Origin of the sequence: Hymenobacter fastidiosus, from assembly GCF_039539565.1 — a bacterium.
Lineage (GTDB): Bacteria > Bacteroidota > Bacteroidia > Cytophagales > Hymenobacteraceae > Hymenobacter > Hymenobacter fastidiosus.
The window spans coordinates 37451-57086 of record NZ_BAABDJ010000036.1 but is presented as its reverse complement, the minus strand read 5'-3'; the positions used below and the strand labels follow the sequence as shown (position 1 = coordinate 57086).

Sequence of the window (19636 nt, the reverse complement as noted above, 5' to 3'; positions counted from 1 at the left end):
CTTCAGGCAGCCGCAGCGGTGGCCAGGGCCAGCACCTGCGCTTCGGAGATGGCCGGCGTGGCGCCCTGGCAAGTGGCCACCAGCGAGCCTGCCGCGCAGGCAAAGGCCAGGTACTCGGCCGGGGCCTGGCCGGCCAGCCAGCCCCGGAGCAGCGCCGCCAGAAAAGCGTCGCCGCTGCCGATGGTGTCCTGCACCCGCACCACAATGCCGGGGCTGCGGTACAGCTGCTGGTTCACCCAGAGGGCGGCGCCGGCGGCCCCTTTGGTCACGCACACGGCTTGCAGCTGAAACCGTTCGGCCAGCCAGCGCAGGGCGGTGGTTTCGTCGGGGTTCACCCCAAACCAGGCCATGATTTCGGCCAGCTCGTGGTGGTTGAGCTTCACCATGTCGGCCTGGTTCAGCAGGTACGTTACCACGTCGCGCGAGTAGTGCGGGGGCCGCAGGTTCACGTCGAACACCTTGCGCGGGGCCTGCTGCAGCAGGCGGTAGAGCGTTTCGCGGGAAGGGGCCTGGCGGGCGGCCAGGCTGCCAAACACAAAGGCTTCGCAGGTTTCGACCAGCACCCGCAGCGCGGTTTCGTAGTGGATGTAGTCCCAGGCCACGGGCTGCACTATCTGGTAGGTCACCTCCATGCTGTCGCTCACGTTGGCCTTCACCACGCCCGTCAGGTGGGTTTCGCCGCGCTGCACGAAGCGCGTGCCGATATCTTTGGATGCGACGAAGGCCAGCAGCTCGGAGCCCAGATCGTCGTGGCCCACCCGGCTGATTATCTCGGCCGCCAGGCCAAAGTTGTGCAGGTGCACCGCCACGTTGAGGGGCGCGCCGCCGGGCTGCTTGCCGGTGGGCAGCACGTCCCAGAGCATTTCTCCGAAGCAGACAATGGGCATGGGAGGGAATGAGGAAGGAGTGAAAAAAGCCGTTCCGTTAAGCCTGCCGAAGCAGCGCGCTGCTTTGGTGCCGGGCATCGGCCCACCAGCAGCGCCGGCCTTGGGCTCGTCAGTTGCAGCGGACGAGGGCCCCGCAAAGCGGCGATGCTTCGACAGGCTCGACGGAACGGTTAGGAGGGTTAGAGGCTATAAAAAGGGGGTTGCAGAAACTGCCCGCGCCGCTAGTGCATGACCAGGGTTTTTTCCATTTGCTCGAGGCTGCTGCCCTTGGTTTCGGGCATGAAGCGCAGCACGAAAATCAATTGCAGCACCATCATGGCGCAGAAAAATGTGAACGTGTGCCCGCCGCCCAGCTTTTCGGCGAAATAAGGAAAGGTGAAGGCGATGACCGTGGCCATTACCCAGTGCGTGGACGAGCCCAGGGCCTGCCCCTTGGCCCGCACGGCGTTGGGGAAAATCTCGGAAATGAACACCCAGATAACCGCGCCCTGCGAGAAGGCAAAGAAGCCGATGTATACGAACAGCAGCCCTGGCACCAGCATGCCCCCGAACTGCTCGGCGTAGAATGCCCGGGCCACCAGCCCGAGCGTGGCAATGAGTCCCAGCGAGCCCACCAGCATAAGCTTGCGCCGCCCAAACCGGTCGATGACGTTGACGCCCAGTAGGGTAAAGACAAAGTTGACCAGCCCGATGCCCGCCGACGAGAGCAGCGCTGCGCCCTGGCCCAGCCCCGTCATCTCGAAGATGCGCGGGGCGTAGTAGATGATGGCGTTGATGCCCGACACCTGGTTGAAGAAGGCGAAGGTCACGGCCAGCAGCACCGGTGTGCGGTACTGCGTGGCCCACAGCGACTCGCTCTGCTGCCCCGCCCGCGCCTGCGCCGTGAGAATGGCGGCCACGTCGGCCTCCACCGTTTCCGGGCCGATGATGCGCAGCACGTCGCGGCCCTCCGCCAGGCGGCCGTGCAGCAGCAGCCAGCGCGGGCTTTCGGGCACCCGGAACAGGAACAGCAGGAAGGCCACCGACGGTACCGCCTGCACGCCCAGCATCAGCCGCCAGGAGTGCTCGCCGGCGTTGGCCAGCAGGTAGTTGGAGAGGTAGGCAATGAGAATGCCGAAGACGATGTTGAACTGAAACAGGCCTACCAGCTTGCCCCGCGACTCGGCCGGCGAAATCTCGGAGATGTAGAGCGGGGCCGTGACCGACGAGGCCCCCACGCCCAGCCCGCCCAAAAAGCGGAATAGCAGGAACGGCACCCAGGCCGGGGCCAGCGCCGCCCCCACCGCCGATACCAGGTAGAGCCCCGCAATCCAGCGCAGCGTCTGCCGCCGCCCCAGCCGGTCGCTCGGAATGCCGCCAAACATGGCCCCCAGCACCGTGCCGATGAGGGCAATGGAAATGGTGAATCCGTGCTCAAAAGCATTGAGCTGCCAGAGCTGCTGAATGGCTTTTTCCGCGCCCGAAATCACGGCCGTGTCGAACCCGAACAGGAAGCCGCCGAGCGCCGTGACCATGGACCAGAAAATTACTTTGCGTTGAATCATGGGAGGCCCGGCCAGAACGTTTCCCAAATGTTACCCCGATTTCCAGTAATCATCTGCTGCTTTCTTTCAAAAGCATCAAGGATTCTTACAATGAGTCAATTATCTATACCCGGCCTGCTGGTCAGTGGGTTAGGCCCAACAACCGTTTGCGCAAGCCGGGCGCATCTTCACGAATCGTACACCGCCTGCAAAAATCCGTCAGTATTGGTTGGCGGCGTGCAGGGCTTTGAACTCGGACGGCGACACCTGGTATCGGCCTTTGAAGAGGGTCGCGAAATAGGAAGGGGAAGAGAAGCCGGTTTGGTAGGCTACCTGGGCTACGGTGCTGCCGTCCTGCAGCAACAGCTGCCGGGCCTTGGTCAGGCGCAGGCCGTGGATGTAGTCCGTGACCCCGGTGCCCAGCAGGGCTTTCACTTTGCGGTAGAGCTGCATCTGCGACACGCCCAGGCTGCGGGCAATGTCGTCGACGCTCAGGCCGGGCCGGTCGAGGTTCGCCTCGATGATGGCGGTGAGGTCGGCCAGGAACTTCTGGTCCACGCGCTGGGGGGCCACGGTGGCGGTGTTCACGCTCAGCTCGCGGCGGAAATGCTCGCGCTGCTGGTCGCGGTTGCGTAGCAGGGTGCGCAGGCTCTCCACCAGAAAGGTAGGGTTGAAGGGCTTGGTCAGGTAGAGGTCGGCCCCGGCCTGCACGCCCTCAATCTGCTGCTCGGGGGCACCGTGGGCCGTGAGCAGCACCAGCGGAATATGCGAGGTGCGCCAGTCGCCTTTGAGGGCCACGGCTACCTTCAGGCCACTCAGCTCGGGCAGGTTCACGTCGCACACGATGATATCGGGGATGGTTTCGCCGGCTTGGCGCAGGCCGGTGGCCCCGTCGGCAGCGGTGCTCACCTGGAAATGCGGCTGCAGCTTCTGCACCAGAAAGTCGCGCACCTCCTCCTGATCCTCAATCACGAGTACCGTGGTGGCGGTGCGGGCCGGGCCAGCCGGGTGGGGTGGCGCCGGATCGTCGTCCAGCAGCATATCCAGGGCCAGGGGGGCGTGCGCCGGGGCCGGCTCGGCGTCGAGGAAGGTGGCCGGCCGGGCCAGCGGCAAGGTTACTTCAAACGTGCTGCCGTGGCCCGACTGGCTGCGAAACGCCAGCGTGCCCTCGTGCAGCCGGGTCAGGCCATCGGCCAGGGCCAGCCCCAGGCCCGACCCGTTGGGCGACGCCTGGCTGCCCTGGTAGAACCAGCCCATGATGTGGGGCTGGTCAACCTCCGCAATGCCGCGCCCGTTGTCTTCCACGCTCACCCGCACGGTGCTGGCCGGGCCGCGCTGCAGGCTCACCGTAATCTGCCCGCCGTCGGGGGTATACTTAAAGGCGTTGGAGAGCAGGTTGTAAAACACCTTGTCGAGGATAGCGCCGTCGAACCACAGGGTGATGACGGGCTCGGCCGGCCGGAACCGGAACGTGATGCCCCGCCGGTGGGCCGCCTTCTCAAACAGGTCCATGAGCTCGCGCACGAAGGCCACCAGGTTGCCCTCGGTGGCGCGTACGGCCATCTTGCCCACGTCAATCTTGCGGAAATCGAGCAGCTGGTTCACCAGCTGAAGCAGGCGCTGGGTGTTGCGCCGCACCAGCTTCAGGTCGTGGCGCTGGGCTAGGGTCAGGTCGTCGGGGTTGCTGAGCAAATCCTCCACCGGGCCCAGAATAAGGGTGAGCGGCGTGCGCAGCTCGTGCGAAAAGTTGGTGAAAAAGCGCAGCTTGGCTTCCGACGCGCGGCGGGCGTCCTCGGCCAGCTGCGCAATCTGGTTGCGCTGGGCGCTGATTTCGGCGTTTTGCCCCTCCAGCACCTGGCGAATGCGGCGGTTGTTGCGCGACGAGCGCCACGCCAGCGCCCCCAGCAGCACGGCCACCACCAGGCTGGTCAGCAGCAGGGACATGGTGGTTTTCTGGCTGGCGAAGCGGCGCAGGTCTTCCTGCAGCAACAGCTGCTGCCGCTGAATGTCTTGCCGCTGCTGGGCGAGCAGCTCGGTCTGGGGGCGCATGGTGCCCACGTTGGTCGAGTCGATTATCATCGTGCCCAGCACGTTCTCCTTCTCGTAGGGCTCCTGGCGCAGGATGTGCAGCGCCGTGCGGATGGCCTCTTCGCCCCCGGTGGGGTACAGCAGCGTGGCCTTCAGGATGCCGTCTTCCACCAGCTGCAAGCCGTTGCCGGGCCCGGCCAGACCGTCGACGCCGATGATGCGGATGTGCCCCGCCCGGCCCAGTTGCCGCGCCACCTGGTAGGCCGCCTGCGCCATAGGGTCGTTGTGGGCAAAAATCAGGTCGACCTCGGGGTGGGCGCGTAGCACCGCCGGCAGGCGCCGCAGCACCGAAGCCGGCTGCCAGTTGCCGTTCACCTGGGCCGTGAGCTGCAGCGCGGGGTGGCCGGCCAGGGCCTGGCGGAAGCCCAGGTCGCGCTCGGTGGCCGGCGAGGAGCCGGGCGTACCCAGGATTTCCAGCACCTGGCCGCGCCCCCCCAGCAGCTGGGCGGCGTAGTGCCCGGCGGTGCGGCCCACCTCCCGGTTGTTGCCGCCCACGTAGGCCGTGTACAGGCGCGAAGTGGTGCGCCGGTCCAGTATCACCACCGGAATGCCCTGGTTGTAAGCGGCCTCGGCCAGGGCCGTAAGCGGCCCCGACTCGTTGGGCGAAATCAGCAGCAGATCCACTTTTTGCCGAATCAGCTCGCGTACCTGCCGTTGCTGTAAGTCGCTTTCGTTGCGGGCATCCAGCATTTGAAACTGGACGTTGGGGTGGAAGCTGAGCTCTTTTTGCATGCCCGCCAGCATGGCCCGGCGCCAGGCGTCGTTGGTGGTGCACTGCGAAAAGCCGATCCGGTACACGGGCTCCTGGGTCTTCGGGGCGCAGCCGGCCAGGCCCACCAAAAGAAAGCAGGTGAGCAGCCTGGCCCACGAAAGATTGCCGGTTAGGAGATGCAAGGGGAGATCAGCGGTTGGTAAACGATAAAGCGGGTAATCATATGACTATGAAACCGGTAGCGACGCCTTCTGGCCCGGGGGGGACAACTCTGCGGTGGCAGGAGTGACCGTAAAGTAATCAGGAATGCGTTAAGCAGCTCCCTGGCCGAGCAAATGGTGCCGTGACCGGGGACAACCGGCCGGCTCAGGTCCGGGTTTTAGCGGTCGTTGCGCGACGGGTTGATTAAAGAGAATATCCCAGAGCGGAAAGCCGGTCTGCTGCATTTCACTCAGGACTAAGGCTTTGGCAGTGCAATACAGGCCGCCGCCACAATCTGCGGCTGTCCGGTCAGTGGCCGGACGGCCCGGAAAGATCCGGTGGGAGGAATCCTGGGCGAGTACACCAGGTAATCCTATTTGCGTCCGGAAACCAGCTATGGCAGCCTCCAGCTACCCACCACGTCAATCCCGCCCTAAGCGGTGCCCCGGCGGGAGCCGGGCCGCTAATGGCCCGGCCCTGCTCAACCAGCTGAGGGACTTGGACAAGATGAAAGTAAAAATTGAGGACGGCAGCAAAATCAAAGTCAAGAAGAAGGAAAAGGAAGCCGTCGGTGCCGGGATGTAAGCCGCCGGCCCACGGTCATGCACAGAAGCGCCCCGGTATCTGCTGATGCCGGGGCGCTTTTTCTGACTGGCTGGCCTGGTGATAATGCAGGAAAAAGCAAAAATATTCGTAGCTAAGCGGAACAATGTTAAGCGGTTGCAGTCCTGCATAAAACCCGCCACGCCCTTTTCTTCCGTTCTATGAAACACTGCTTACCCGCCCTCGTCAGCCTGCTGCTGCTCAGTGGGCTGACCGGCCAGAGCCGGGCTCAGACGCCTGTTTCGCTCACCAGCGTCGCGCCGGCCAGCGGGCCGGTCGGCACCACTATCACCCTGAAGGGCAGCGGATTTGGGGCCACGACGGCACAGAACGCGGTGTTCGTAGGGCGGGTGCGGGTGGCCCTCACGGCGGCCAGTGCCACCCAGCTCACCGCCACGGTACCCGTGGGGGCTACGTCGCCCAGCCTCATCACCGTGGTCAATACGGCTTCGGGCCGGCAGGCCAGCACGGCTGCCTTCCGGCTCACGTTTGCGGGGGTGCTGAACCCGGCCACGTACCAGCGCACGGACTACCCGGCCGCCAGCAACGTGAACGACGTGGCCGGGGCCGACGTGAACGACGATGGCCTGGTGGACATTCTGACCGCCAGCGGGGCCGCGGCCACCGGCGGCAGCAGCGTGACGCTGCTGCTGAACGGTAGCGCCGGGCAGTTTCAGCCGCCCATTCAGCTGCTCGCGGGCTTTCTGCCCGGCCAGTTGGAAGTGGCCGACCTCAACAGCGACGGCCGGCCCGATCTGGTGGTGGGCAATGCCGGCAGTCTGGATATCTCGGTGCTGCTGGGCAGCGCCGGCGGCGGGTTTGCCACGGCCCAGAATCCGGATCTGGGCGGGTTGCGGCTGGCCGACGGCACGGCGGGCCTGCGTACGCTGCGCGTGGCCGATGCCGACAATGATGGCCTGCCGGACATCATCTTTATCTCCCGGATCAGCATTGCCTCCAACACCGGGCCGCTGCAGTGGCTGCGCAACACGGGCAGCGGCTTCCAGCTCCAGCCCGCGCCCGGCGGCCCCAACAGCGAGGCCCTGGCCGTGGGCGACTTCAACCAGGATGGCCTGACCGACCTGCTGGGCATCAGCAGCAGTGGCCTCACGGTGCTGCTGCGCAACGCCGCCAACACCGGCTTCAATGCCCCGGAAACCACCGCGCTGTCGCTGAACCAGTACCGCATGACGGTGGCCGACTTCGATGACGACGGCCGGCCGGATGTGCTGATTCTGCGCTCCAGCGCTTCGTCGCAGGGCGGCTACGATCTGCTGCTGTACCAGCGGGCCGCGTCGGGCACGGCGTTTCAGGGCGGGCAGACCTTCTCGTCGCAGCTGGCCACCAGCGGTTCTATCAACCGCTCGCTGACCGCGGCTGATGCCGACGGCGACGGTCGGCTGGACGTGCTGGTGACGGATGGGGCGCGGCTGTCGGTGTGGCGCAACGTGGGCGGCAGCTTCACTCAGCCCGTGAGCTTTGCTAACCCCAGCGGCACGCGCCAGGCCCTGGCCGGCGACTTCAACGGCGACGGCCGCACCGACATCGTGACGACCACCGCCACCAACGACCTGCTCTCGCTCTACCGCTACAATCCCGCCGCCAACCCCAACCAGAACAACCCGCCCACCCTCAACGCCCTCCCCAACCTGACGCTCAGCGAAGATGCCGGCCCGCAAACCGTGGCCCTGAGCGGCATCAGCAACGGCGGCGACGCCGGGCAGGCCGTTACGCTCACGGCCGTCAGCTCCGACCCCAGCCTGGTGCCTAACCCCACCATCAGCTACTTCAGCCCCACTACCACCGGCACGTTGCGCTTGCAGCCCGCCCCGGATGCTTTCGGCACCTGCACCATCACCGTAACGGCCTCCGACGGACAAAGCCAGAACGGCACGATCAGCCGCTCGTTTACCGTCAGCATCACGCCCGTAAACGACCCACCCACGCTGGATGCGGTGCCCGATATTATTTTCAATCAGACTTCCACCCAGATTGTGGTGGCTTTGTCGGGCATCACCGCGGGTGCGGCCAATGAGAATCAGGCCCTTACGCTGGCCGCGTCGGTATCGTCGGCGAGTGGCGGGGCTATTTCCAACGGCAGCTTCACCTACACCAGTCCGGCCACCACCGGGCAGTACGTGCTGCCGGTAGGCGCGTTCCAGCCCGGCCTCTTCGCTACCGTTACGCTCACCGTGAACGACGGGCAGGCCAGCAGCAACACCTTCAGCCGTACGTTCCGGGTGTTCTACCAGCCCGGCAGCACGGCCGGTGCGCCCACCCTCGACCCCATTGCCGACCGCACCGCCGACCGTACCCTGGCGAGTCAGGTACGCGTACCGCTCACCGGCATTTCCGACGGCGACCCTGACCAGACGTTGCCCCTCACCGTCACGGCCGTCAGCTCCGATCCGGCCCTGGTGGCCGTGGGACCGGTGAGCTACACCAGCCCTGCCAGCACCGGCAGCCTGCCCTATACCATCAGTGGCACGCGGGGTGGCACGGCCGTCATCAGCCTCACGGTGAGCAACGGGCAAAGCCTGAACGGCACTATCACGCGCACGTTCCGCGTCACGGTGCCGCCGGTAATCAGCACCGCCGCCGCCGGCCCGCTCCCGGCCGCGAAGCTGCAGCTCTACCCGAACCCCGCGCCGGCGGGGCGGTGCTGGCTGGAAGCTCCGGCCGCCGGTCCCGCCGAAGTGACCGTAGCTGATCTGGCCGGGCGGGTGGTGTGGCAGCAGCGGCTGGCTTCGCTGCAACAGCCGCAGCTGCTACAGCTGCCGCCAGGGGCCGCGGGCCTGTATGTAGTGAAAGTGCGTACCGCGGAGGGGGTAGTCGTGCGGCGCGTGCTGGTGGAGTAGCTGCCCGGCCGGTGCTTTACCTGTTGCCCACCAAAAAAGCTCTTTCGCCGCGCGGGAAAGAGCTTTTTTGCGGGCACCGGGCGGGCATTCCGGGAGCAGAAACAGCCAGCGCAGGGAAGAATATATTGCAATTTATTACTGTAAAAATACTGTAATTGTATCCGGCCCCGGGCCTGCACCATCAGCTTTGCCGCTTATGCCGAATCGCTACTTTATTCTGGGTGTACTGTGCATTCTTACCGGCTCGACCCACGGCCAGGGTAGCGGCCCCGGAATCCGTGGGGCCCGGGCGGCGGCGCTGGGCAACGCCTCCGTGGCCCTGGCCGACGGCTGGGCCATGGGCAATAACGTAGCCGGGCTGGGCCAGCTCACCCAGGCCTTCGTGGGCGTGTACGCTGAAAACCGCTACCTGAGCCGGGCCCTCAACAACGCCGTGCTGACGGCGGCGCTGCCGCTCGGCAGCCTCCGCGACGGGAAAGCGCCAAATGGTGTGGTCGGCGTGGAGGTGCAGCGCTTCGGCGATAAGCTGTACTCCGAGCAGCGCGTGGGTACGGGCTACGGCTACCGGGGCGGCCTGTTCAGCATCGGGGCGCGGGTAGATGTACTGCAGATCAGCATTGAAGGGCTGGGCAGCCGCCGCTCCGTGACCGGCTCCGTAGGCGGGCAAGCGGAGGTGGTGCCCAAACGCCTGTATTTCGGCGCTTACCTCTACAATCTGAATCAGGCGCGGCTGGCCCGGTACGAAGACGAGCGGGTCCCGACCGTGCTGAAGGCGGGGCTTTCGTACCAGCCGACGGACAAGGTGAGGCTCAACGTGGAAACCGAGAAGGATGTGGCCCAGGCGGCAGACTTTAAGGCCGGGCTGGAGTACCAGGCCGTGGCCGCTTTGGCGGTGCGGGCCGGATTTTCGTCGCTGACCCGGCAAACGACCGGGGGCATCGGCCTGCGGGCCGGGCAGTTTCAGGTGGATTACGCGGCGGCCTGGCAGGCGCGGCTGGGGCTGAGTCAGCACCTGAGTGTGGGCCTGCAACGGCTGAAAAAACCATGAAACGCGGATTGTGCCTGCTGGCCTTATTCCTGGTGGGGCTGACTGTATTCCGCGCCCGGGCCCAGGAATACGTGCGCCCGCCCGCCGACCTTGACCGGCTGGTGCAGGAGCTGTTCGCTGAAATTCAGAGCGACCAGGTGCCCTACGAGGATCTGTACGAAACGCTGCTCCAGTACTACCAGACGCCGCTTAACCTGAACACCGCCAGCCGGGAGGAATTGCGGGGCCTGCTGCTGTTTTCGGAAGCCCAGATTTCGCATCTGCTGGAACACCGGCAGCGGCGCGGCAGCCTGATCAGCCTCTACGAGCTGCAAAGCATTCAGGGCTTCGATACCCGTTCCATTTACCGCGTGGCCCCGTTCGTGACGGTGCTGGCTGGTGCCGGCGGCAGCCGGGTACCACTCTGGCAGCGGATGGCCCGCGAAGACAACAACGCCCTGTTCGTGCGCTACGAGCGGGTGGTGCAGCAGCGCCGGGGCTATACCCCCGCCGACAGCAGCCGCGGTGGCCTCGCCAGCCGCTACCTCGGCTCGCCCGACAAGCTGCTGGTGCGCTACCGCGTCAGCCACGCCCGCGACTTCAGCCTGGGCCTGACGGCGGAAAAGGACGCCGGCGAGCAGCTTACCTGGAGTCCGGCCACCCGTCGCTACGGCGCCGACTTCTATTCCGCCCACTTTCTGCTGCAGGAGCGCGGCAAGCTTAAAACCCTGGCTATCGGCGACTATCAGCTCCAGTTCGGGCAGGGACTACTGCTGTCGTCGGGGCTGCAGGTGGGCAAGGGGGCCGAAACCATCACCACCATCCGCCGCAGCAGTCTGGGGGTACGGGCCTATTCCTCCGTGCTGGAAAGTGCTTTTTTCCGGGGCGCGGCGGCTACGGTGGCGGTGGTGCCCACCATCCGGGCCACGGCCTTCGTCTCGCGTAAGCGCGTCGATGCCAGCGTGCAGTCGGCTACCGATTCGCTGGCGCAGTTCGACGAATTCTCCTCGGGCCTGCTGCTGACCGGGTTTCACCGTACGGCCAATGAGCTGGCTAACCGCCAGGCGCTGCGCGAAACCATCGGGGGCGGCAACCTGAGCTACGTCAGCCGCAGCGGCCACTTCAGTGCGGGCCTCACGGCCGTCAACACCCACTTCGACACGCCCATTCAGCGGCGGGCGGAACTCTATAACCGCTACGAATTCCGGGGCCGCGACAACCTGGCCGTGGGGGCGCACTACAGCTACGTGGTGCGCAACCTGCTGCTATTCGGCGAAACGGCCCGCTCCACGGGCGGCGGTATCGGATCGGTCAATGGTTTGCTGGCCAGTCTGACGCCCAACGTCGATGCGTCAGTGCTCTACCGGCACTACCGCCGCGACTTCCACACCTTCTACGGCAACGCTCTGAGCGAAAACACCCGCAACATCAACGAAACCGGGCTGTACGCGGGCCTGAAAGTGCGGCCCCTGGCCCGGTGGGAAGTCTCGGCCTACTACGACCAGTTCTGGTTTCCGTGGGTGAAGTACCAGGTTTCGGCCCCCTCGCAGGGCTACGACTGGCTGGTGCGTCTGACGTTCACGCCCGCGAAAACCAGCCTGCTCTACGCCCAGTTTCGCTCCCGCGTGAAGGAGTACGATGCCCGCAGCCCCGCTGCCCCCCGTCCGGTGCGTATGCCGGTAGCCACCGTGCGCCACAGCCTGCTGCTGTTTTATGATACGAGTCCGACGCTCAGCCTGAGTTTGCGCACCCGCGTGCAGGGCACCCGCTACCGCGCAGACGGCGGCCCGCTGCGTACCGGCTACGTGCTGGCCCAGGATGCCTCCGTTACCGTGAGCCGCTACCTGCGGCTGAGTGGCCGCTATGCCCTGTTCGACACCGACGACTACGACACCCGGCAATACGTGTTCGAGCAGGATGTGCTGTATGCTTTTTCTATTCCCGCCCTTTCCGGTCAGGGTACGCGCGTGTATGCCATTGCGGAAGTGAAATGCACCCGCCACCTCACCCTCTGGCTGCGCTACGCCGAAACCCACTACCGTCACCAGCAAAGCGTGGGTTCCGGGCTGGAAGAAATTCAGGGCCCGGTTCGGGGCGAGGTGAAAGCGCAGGTCCGGTATAAGTTTTAGGCCTATCAGCTGCCTGGAAGCCGCTGTTTCGGTCGTTCAACGAGGAGACGCGAAGGGTCGCGTCGCTACCTCGTTCCGACGGCTCTTGCGCTAACTCAAACCGCTTCTTGAGAAATCATCATAGCCCCCAACGCAAAAAAAAGGGCGGCTCCCCATCGGAACCGCCCTTTTCAGAGGCAAGCTACAAAGCCGCTTATTGCTTCAGCAGGCGCGTTACGGCCGTGCCGTTGGGCAGGTCGAGGTGCAGCTGGTACATGCCGGGGCTGAGCTTGCTCAGGTCGAGCTGATGTTGCAGCGCCGTAGTGCCTTTCACCAGCGTTTCAGCCGCTACCGTACGGCCCAGCGCATCGGTGACGCGCAGGGTAATGTTGCCCCGCCGGCCGTTGTCGATGTTCAGCCGGAAGACGCCCGTGCTTGGGTTGGGGTACACGTCGATGCCTTGCAGCAGCTCGGCGTTACGGTTGCTCAGCACCGTGGCTTCGGTGGTGTAGGCGGAGCAGCCGACGGCGTTGCAGGCCCGGACGCGGTAGTAGTAGGTGCCACTAACCGTTACGCGGTCTACGGTGTTCGATTCGTTGGCCCCGGTGGTAGCTACCAGCTGGAAAGTGGTATTCGTGCCAAACGCGCGCTCCACCTGGAAGCTGGTTTCATTGGTCGAGTTGTCGAGCCAGATCAGGGTGTTTTCGTTGGAGCCGTTCGAGAACGTGCCGGCAATAACCGTCAGCGACGATGGCGCCGCCGGAGCGTCGCCGACGGTGCACAGCTCCAGGCTCCAGCCCGTGAGCGTGCCGCCGTTGCCCGCCGCGTTGTCGTTGATGCTCAGCGTCCAGTCACCATTGGCCGGGTCGTTGATCAGGGCGGCCAGCGGATTGGCCGGCCGGTACGTGGCCCCACCCGTCAGGGGGCAGGTCAGGGCGGCGGCGGCGGCATCATCGAAGCTCAGACTGAGGTCGCTGGTGCCGGGGCAAACCCGGGAAGCCAGCACCACCGTCCGGCCCGCAGGGTTGGTGAGGCTGATTTCCAGCTCTCCCACGTTGGGGTGGGTGATCATCAGATTGCGGATGCGGACATTCGAAACCTGATCGGTGTTGGCTATGGTGATAACCGACGTCACGGTGCTGTTGGCATCGGGCAGAATAACTTTCGGCACCGCCGTAGCTACCGTCGTATTGCACACTTCCAGGCCCGTCCGGAACTGAGTGGTCGCTGAGTAAGGAGCCGTACCGCAGGGGCTGACCCCGCGGACGCGCCAGAAGTAAGTGGTGTTAGCCAGCAGCGGGGTAGCGGGGGTATAGCTGGTGCCCGTGATATTGGCCTGGGTGAGCACGGGGTTGGCAAACGTGGCTTCGGTAGCTACCTGCAGCTCGTAGCTGGCCGCATTCGGGACGGCACTCCAGCTGAAGCGGGGGCGGGGGGCCACCCGGCTAGTCCCCACCGGCGAAACGGGTACGGCGGCCACGGTAGCCGACGTGCGGATAATGACTCGTACGGTTTGGGTTTGGGTGGTGCTGCCGCTGGTTCCGCTCAGGTTAATGAAGTAGGTGCCCGCCGCCACGGCCGCCGTAGCGGTAATGGTAGCTTGCGTGGTGCCGCCTGCCGCTACTGTCGCGTTGGTGTAGGCCACGGAAAGCCCCGCGGGCAGGTTAGCGGCCGACAGCGTGACTGCGCCCGTGAAGCCCTGGAGCTGACCTACGGCCACGGTAACAGCAGCAGAGCTGCCGGGACAGAGGGCCGGGATTCCGCCGCCAGCCGGGGTTGCCGTCAGGAAGAAGGTAGGAGCCGTAACGGCCCGGATGGCAAAGTTCTGGTTGGAAATGTCGAAGAAGATATTGCCCGAAGCCTGCACCTTGATGCGGGCCGTGGCCGTGCCGGCTAAGGTTATGGGAAGCGTTATCGTCTGGGTACCATCGTTAGGCGTATTGGCCAGCAGCGTCGTAGGGAACGTTCGGCCGCCATCCGTCGAAAGCATAATGTCCACGTTGGCCGCGTTGATGGGGGCTGCCGTGGTGTTGGCCACCTCCCAGCTCACCTCCTGGGGCGTGCCGGCCAGCCAGGAAATGGCCGACCCCGGGGTGTTGGGGTAGGTTACCAGGAACGGTCCGGCCGAGCCTACTACCACAACGTGCATCGAGTCGTAATCGACCCCGCCGCCGTTCACGCGGTTGTCACGGCCCACGAGGCGGAAAATCAGCCGGCGGCTGTAGGTGGGCAGCTGCTCCCCGATGGTATCGGTATTGGTAATCAGGTTGTAGATCTTGGGGAATGTGCGGGCCGGCGACGTCCTGGGCGCAAAAACCCGGAAAATGGCGGCATCGCCCACCGGCGTGTTGGGGGAACCCGCCGGGCCGAGGTTAAACTGCTCCCACGAATAGGTCAGCGGATCATTCTCCGGGTCGATAGCCGAGCCCGTGAGGGTGAAGGGGGTACGGGCCGGAATCCGGTAGTTGGGGCCGGCCTTTACGAGCGGGGCATTATTGTTCGTTGCCGTATTGACGCCGCAGCTGCCCGCGCCCGTGATGTGGGCCACGATCTGGTCGAAGCTGCGGGAGTGGAAGTAGGGAATGCTGCTGTTGGCCAGGTTCTGCGGAGAGCAGATGCCCGCATACGCCATGATCGTAATGCCGCTGCCGGGCTCGTAAGCCGACGTTGCGGCCCGGTTGCGGCCCGCGCAGTTGCCGGTGTTGCTGTTGAACGTGTGGTCGCCGCCGAACTGGTGGCCTATCTCGTGGGCGACGTAGTCAATATCGAAAGCGTCGCCGACGGGGTTGGGCAGACCCGTTACGCCTCCGGCTTTAAGGTTAGTACATACCGAAGGCCGGTAGGCTACGCCGCCGCCGCCCGTGGTAAACACGTGGCCGATATCGTAGTTGGCAGTTCCGATGATGGTGTTGACGTTGCTGATATTTTCGCTTAGCAGCGCGGAGGGGTTGTCGTTGGTATAGGGGTCGGTGGTGCCATCGAGGTAGATCAGCTGGTCGGTATTGGCTATCAGCACCAGGCGCACCGCTACTTCCTGCTCGTACACCCCATCAACGCGGTTCACGGAAGTCACCATCTTGGCCAGCGTCAGCTCCTTGGTGGGCGTGGCCGGGGCGCACACCGCTACGGCGTATTCTCCGGAGCAGGCCAGAGCCAGCCGGTAGGTGCGCAGCAGCGCGCCATTGGGCGCGCGTTGCGCCGTCGGGGGCTCGGGCACCCCCAGATCCTGGGCGTCATCGTTCAGACAGACAAACCCCTTCGAGTTCATGGCCTGCCGGTCGAAGACTACATAGTGCCCGGTGTCGCCGTTGGTGGCCGGGTCAATGTAAACGGTGCGGCCCGCCAGACTGATCATGGCGTGAAAACCGGCCGGGGTCACGTCGAGGCGGGCAGTGGCGGCGGGGTTGTCGATGCCCTGGCCCGCGTAGGTCCGGATATTGGGGTAGCGGGCGGCCAGCGCCGGCTCCATAACAGGGGTCTGGACTATGCGGAAGCGCTGGGAAGTGCCGTCGGGCAATGGTAGCGAAACTACCGTGGCCGAGTTGCGGGCGCCGGCGCCCTGCTCCACCGGCGCCGGCGCCAGGGTGGCCCGCATCGACTCGAGCTGCACCGTAACGGAGCGGTACTGGCTGAGCCGGGCCATCGTCTGGCGGGCGGCGGCGGGGGCCTGGGCGGCATCGGCCCACAGCACGCGCTGAGCTACCGCGGTTTGCGGCTGCCCGGCTGCTGCGCACAATAAACCACCCAGCAAAGCTGGCTGCCAGGTGCGCAACACGTTCGTAAAGGTTGAAATCATAGGGGAAGAGTGAGGCCGCGAAACGCGCTTAGGATGAAGACCCTAAGATAGAAGGATTTCCTCTTACCGTGCGGCGCAAGCCGCCGGAAAAACCCGCTACTGTCCGCTACTGGTCAGCGTACGGGTCCGCCGGGAACTTCAAAAACCTGCTTGCTGCCGGCAGGAAGCGAATTTTTGTCGAAACAGATAGAGTATCGCGTATCACCGGCCCGGTAGGGCTCAATCAGGATAGTACTCCCCGCCCGCCCCAGCAGGGCCCGCACTCCGGCCGGGGTTATTTCGAGGCGGACATAGTCGGCTGAGGCCGTCGTGGCCTGGCCGGCGTAAGTGCGCAGGCTAGGGTACCTGGCCGCCAGCTCGGGGGCCAGGACGGTGGTGGTCCGCATCCGGAAAGCCTGCTGACGACCATCGGGCAGCGGCAGGAGCAGCACCGGGCCGGAAGTGGGAGTGGCCGTAGCCAGGGCTTGCCGCAGGCCGGTCAGATCTACCGTGAACACCCGGTAGCGGGCCGGAGCCAGCCGCGGGGGGCCGAGGCGGCGGGCCTGGGCCGGGGGTACCGCGCGCCAGAACCCGGACTGCCCGGGTAAGCTGCCGGGGCGGGACGGTTGAGCCGGCGGCGAACCAGTGAGCAGGGCAATAAGCGGCAGGAGCAGGAATGACGTCATCTTCGGCAGCAAAAGGCTGACCCGCCGGGATGACGGAGTCAGAATAGGGGAAGATGCGATAATCCGGCCAAACCTGCCGGAGTGCGGGCTACCGGAAATGCCGCCGCCACCACTTCCGGCGCTCCGCCAGGCCCCGCCGCTTTCGAACTACCCGGGTTTTGGGAGTCGTAGGCTTAGCTGTCCGTTTTCGAGGGCGCTGTTTAGTAATTCAACAGGTCCGTCATCCTTCGCAAGCGTCCGACAGATGAAGGATGACAATCGACAAAAAACCGAATTACTAAACAGCTTCGAGGGGAAGAATAGAATAGGCAATGGCGCAGACCGGGACCACCTCAAAGATGTCAAAAAAGACGGAGCGCCCCAAGTAAAGTCCGCGGGAGCCGGGGCTAAGCCTCTACAGCGGGCGGGGTTTTCACCCCCCACAGCAGGTAGGCCAGCGCCAGCAGCGCCGAAGCCGTACTCAGCGCGTGCACATAGGGGAGGTGAGCGGCCACGTTGCCAAAAATCCAGCCCGCCAGCAGCGCCCCCAGCCCGATACCGGCTTCGAGGGCAATGTACATGGTGGCCACCGCCCGCCCGCGCCGCTCGGGGTGGCTCAGGTCGATGGTCCAGGCGTAGAGCGTGGGCGAGTTCAGCCCCGCGGCAATGCCAAACAGCAGGGCCGCCGCCAGAAATAGCTCCTTCGAGTGGGCCAGCGTGAGCAGGAGCAGCGAGGCCGCCAGCAGCACCGTCGACACCCGCAGGATCAGCAGCCGGCCGTAGCGGTCGGAGGCCCGGCCCGCCACGAGGCGCACCAGCAGCGACGACAGGGTGAAGCAGGTGAAGAACAGGCCTTTCTCCGCGGGACTCAGGCCCAGGGTCTGGCTCTGATCCGGTATCACCGTCAGAATGGCGCCGAACGGGAACAGGCACAGCAGCGTGACCACGGCCGGGCCCAGTACCCGGGGTTCCAGCACCTCGTGCCAGTCGAGGCGCAGCAGGCGCCAGCTGAAACGCTGACGCTGGGCCGGGGGCAGCGTTTCGGTCATGGTGCCCTGCACGATCAGGCTCAGCAGGGCCAGGCCCGAGGAGCAGTAGAACAGCGTATTGAGCGACGTGGCCGCCGTGATGTAGGGCCCCAGCGCCGGGCCGGCCGCCATGCCCAACGAGCCCGCCACGCCCAGCAGCCCCATGGCTTCGCCCCGGCGCTGGTAAGGAATGATATCGGCAATGAAGGCGGCCGTGCCGGTAGGCTTGAAGCCGGTGCTGAAGCCGTGCAGGAGCCGCAGCAGCAGGAAGCCGCCCACGGTGGAAATCCAGGGGTAGAAGAACCCGCAGATGAAGCAGACCAGGGAGCCGAACACCATCACCGGAATACGGCCCACGGTATCGGCCAGCTTCCCGCTGAAGGGGCGCGAAAGGCCCGCCGTGAGGGTGAAGGAGGCAATGATGAACCCCTTGTACTCGGCCCCGCCCAGCCGCGTCAGGAAGTCGGGCAGCTCGGGCAGGAGCATGTTGAAGCTCATGAAAAACAGAAATGAGCTCAGGCACATCAGCCAGAAGCCGACGGTATAAACACTGCTTTTAAGGAAAGGCATGGACACTGCGGCACGGATAAGGTCTGCAAAGGTCGGCAGAAAACCCGGGCGGTAGCGCTACCTGTGCGGGGGCGGCTGGGGCAGAACGGTCATTACGAGCTTGCCGGGCACTCTCCCGCTTCGGTGCGCCTCACGGAGTGCCAAACGGCGGCCAGCGGTTGCGGGCCGGCGCGGGCGGGAGTTTAGCGGCCGCAGGCAGCGTAACCCGTGCCCGGCAAAAGGGGGAGTTTGCCGCTCCACTGCCATGCCAGCGGCAAAGCGGGGCCGCGCCGTTTGGCTTGTCCGGCCGCATCGTTCTATTGCGAGGCACAGCCTCGCCCGAAGGCTGGTCCCGGGTTACGCTCCTTCGTCGCTACACTCGCGCCGGTTAGGGTACTCCAACGTCGTGTACAACAGGGTCTGCCTGTCGACCGAAACCGGCGCACCTCGAGCTACAGCGGTTTCGCGAACGGGGTGGCTGCTGGTCCGGCGGCTACCCGCCGTCGGGCCGGTCGCCGCTTGCGCCATGCCGCCTGAACAGCGTCGGCGAACGGAAACTGGCCCGACGGCTGAAAAAGTCGTCGGGCCGGGACCTACCCCGTTCGCTGACGCTGTAATTAACCAACCGGATCCTTGCGGCTTATTTCCGCCTGGACGCTCTTCAGGTTTTGTGAATTTCTGTAACCAATTAGAAAAGCAGAAATCAGCAAAATAACCGGCAGGACAAACCCTTTATGGGTAGCAGACCAGACAGCAATGCCAATCAACACCCCTATGAACACAGCAGTTATGGTTTTCTGTGATTTCATTTTTTTCTCTTCTGACCCTAATTCTTCAAGCGTCATTTTAGAGTAGTCTTTACTGGAAAACATAGTAACTGAGGTTGCGTGGCGGTGAGTTGGACCTGGTTCAGGCGCGCATCGCTGCTGACCAGACAGAGCAACTCCTGCGAGTTGTTCTTGGTTGTAAAGACGTGTCGGCCTGGCACGAGGAAGCCCCGGCGGCAGGGGCTTTTTTGGCGACGCTGCAAGTTGTGTATTTACCGATCTTGGCAACTTCTGCCATGAGGGGTTGGCCGCTATAGCGGTTTCGGAATCGGGGTACCGGGGTACGGTCCGGTCCGGCGGCTTTTTCAGCCGTCGGGCCGGTCGAAGGTCGCGGATATTGGTTCATGCTGGCGGCTTTTTCAGCCGTCGGGCCGGTCGAAGGTCACGGATATTGGTTCATGCTGGCGGCTTTTTCAGCCGTCGGGCCGGTCGAAGGTCGCGGATATTGGTTCATGCTGGCAGGTTGTTCTGGCGGCGACCGGCCCGACGGCTGAAAAAGCCGCCGGACCGGAGCGTACCCCGGTCATGAATCCGCGGTAGTATGCCGGGTTAAAACCTGCCAGAGTAGATTCGCGCTTGCCTGGCAGTCATCCGGCTGCTGAAACGCTCAGGCAGCACAATCACCATGGCCCAGGCTTGGAGGAAGCCCGTTAGGAAAAGAGCAGTTTGAACAGCCGGTTGGTGCAGGGATAGGAAGTAGAATAGGTAATTCAGGGTTCCTACGCTGTGGCCTCCTTGATTAGTGGCTTATCAGATCAGCTTGTAAGTCCTTGATTTGTAGAGCT

At 64.6% G+C, this 19636-nt stretch carries 11 protein-coding genes; 4 read left to right on the top strand and 7 right to left on the bottom strand.

The window, feature by feature from the left end; all coding sequences use genetic code 11:
* Window positions 1-2: 2 nt before the first annotated feature.
* From ABD833_RS15775 to ABD833_RS15765, 3 genes are all read right to left on the bottom strand, one after another.
* Entirely contained in the window at window positions 3-887 is an 885-nt protein-coding gene (locus ABD833_RS15775) for a carbohydrate kinase family protein (RefSeq protein WP_345074267.1), read from the bottom strand.
* A 221-nt stretch (window positions 888-1108) separates the two neighbouring features.
* A complete protein-coding gene (locus ABD833_RS15770) occupies window positions 1109-2431 on the bottom strand; it encodes a sugar porter family MFS transporter (protein ID WP_345074266.1) in 1323 nt (440 codons plus the stop codon).
* A 198-nt stretch (window positions 2432-2629) separates the two neighbouring features.
* Entirely contained in the window at window positions 2630-5392 is a 2763-nt protein-coding gene (locus ABD833_RS15765) for a hybrid sensor histidine kinase/response regulator transcription factor (RefSeq protein ID WP_345074265.1), read from the bottom strand.
* Window positions 5393-5807: 415 nt separating this feature from the next.
* Here ABD833_RS15765 and ABD833_RS15760 point away from each other — a divergent pair, with 415 nt between their 5' ends.
* The 4 genes from ABD833_RS15760 to ABD833_RS15745 all read left to right on the top strand — a co-directional run bounded on the left by ABD833_RS15760 (window position 5808) and on the right by ABD833_RS15745 (window position 12028).
* The gene (locus ABD833_RS15760) at window positions 5808-5996 is read left to right on the top strand and encodes a hypothetical protein (protein WP_345074264.1); all 189 of its coding nucleotides are present in this window, start codon (window positions 5808-5810) and stop codon (window positions 5994-5996) included.
* Between the two features lie 179 nt (window positions 5997-6175).
* Window positions 6176-8872 (top strand): FG-GAP-like repeat-containing protein, encoded by a 2697-nt coding sequence (locus ABD833_RS15755; RefSeq protein ID WP_345074262.1) that lies wholly within the window; start codon window positions 6176-6178, stop codon window positions 8870-8872.
* A gap of 196 nt (window positions 8873-9068) precedes the next feature.
* Complete coding sequence (locus ABD833_RS15750; RefSeq protein ID WP_345074261.1) at window positions 9069-9920, top strand: hypothetical protein; 852 nt, start codon at window positions 9069-9071, stop codon at window positions 9918-9920.
* On the top strand, window positions 9917-12028 hold the full coding sequence (locus ABD833_RS15745) for a ComEA family DNA-binding protein (RefSeq protein ID WP_345074260.1): 2112 nt from the start codon (window positions 9917-9919) through the stop codon (window positions 12026-12028). The genes ABD833_RS15750 and ABD833_RS15745 overlap by 4 nt, the downstream gene beginning before the upstream one ends.
* Before the next feature lie 193 nt (window positions 12029-12221).
* Here the strand turns inward: ABD833_RS15745 and ABD833_RS15740 are convergent, their stop codons facing one another.
* From ABD833_RS15740 to ABD833_RS15725, 4 genes are all read right to left on the bottom strand, one after another.
* The gene (locus ABD833_RS15740; protein ID WP_345074259.1) at window positions 12222-15803 is read right to left on the bottom strand and encodes a reprolysin-like metallopeptidase; all 3582 of its coding nucleotides are present in this window, start codon (window positions 15801-15803) and stop codon (window positions 12222-12224) included.
* Window positions 15804-15916: 113 nt separating this feature from the next.
* The gene (locus tag ABD833_RS15735; protein ID WP_345074257.1) at window positions 15917-16468 is read right to left on the bottom strand and encodes a hypothetical protein; all 552 of its coding nucleotides are present in this window, start codon (window positions 16466-16468) and stop codon (window positions 15917-15919) included.
* 386 nt (window positions 16469-16854) lie between these two features.
* Entirely contained in the window at window positions 16855-18045 is a 1191-nt protein-coding gene (locus ABD833_RS15730; protein WP_345074256.1) for an MFS transporter, read from the bottom strand.
* Window positions 18046-18641: 596 nt separating this feature from the next.
* Window positions 18642-18896 carry a hypothetical protein gene (locus ABD833_RS15725; RefSeq protein ID WP_345074254.1) on the bottom strand — a complete coding sequence of 85 codons (255 nt, stop codon included), beginning with the start codon at window positions 18894-18896 and terminating at the stop codon, window positions 18642-18644.
* Window positions 18897-19636: the final 740 nt, after the last annotated feature.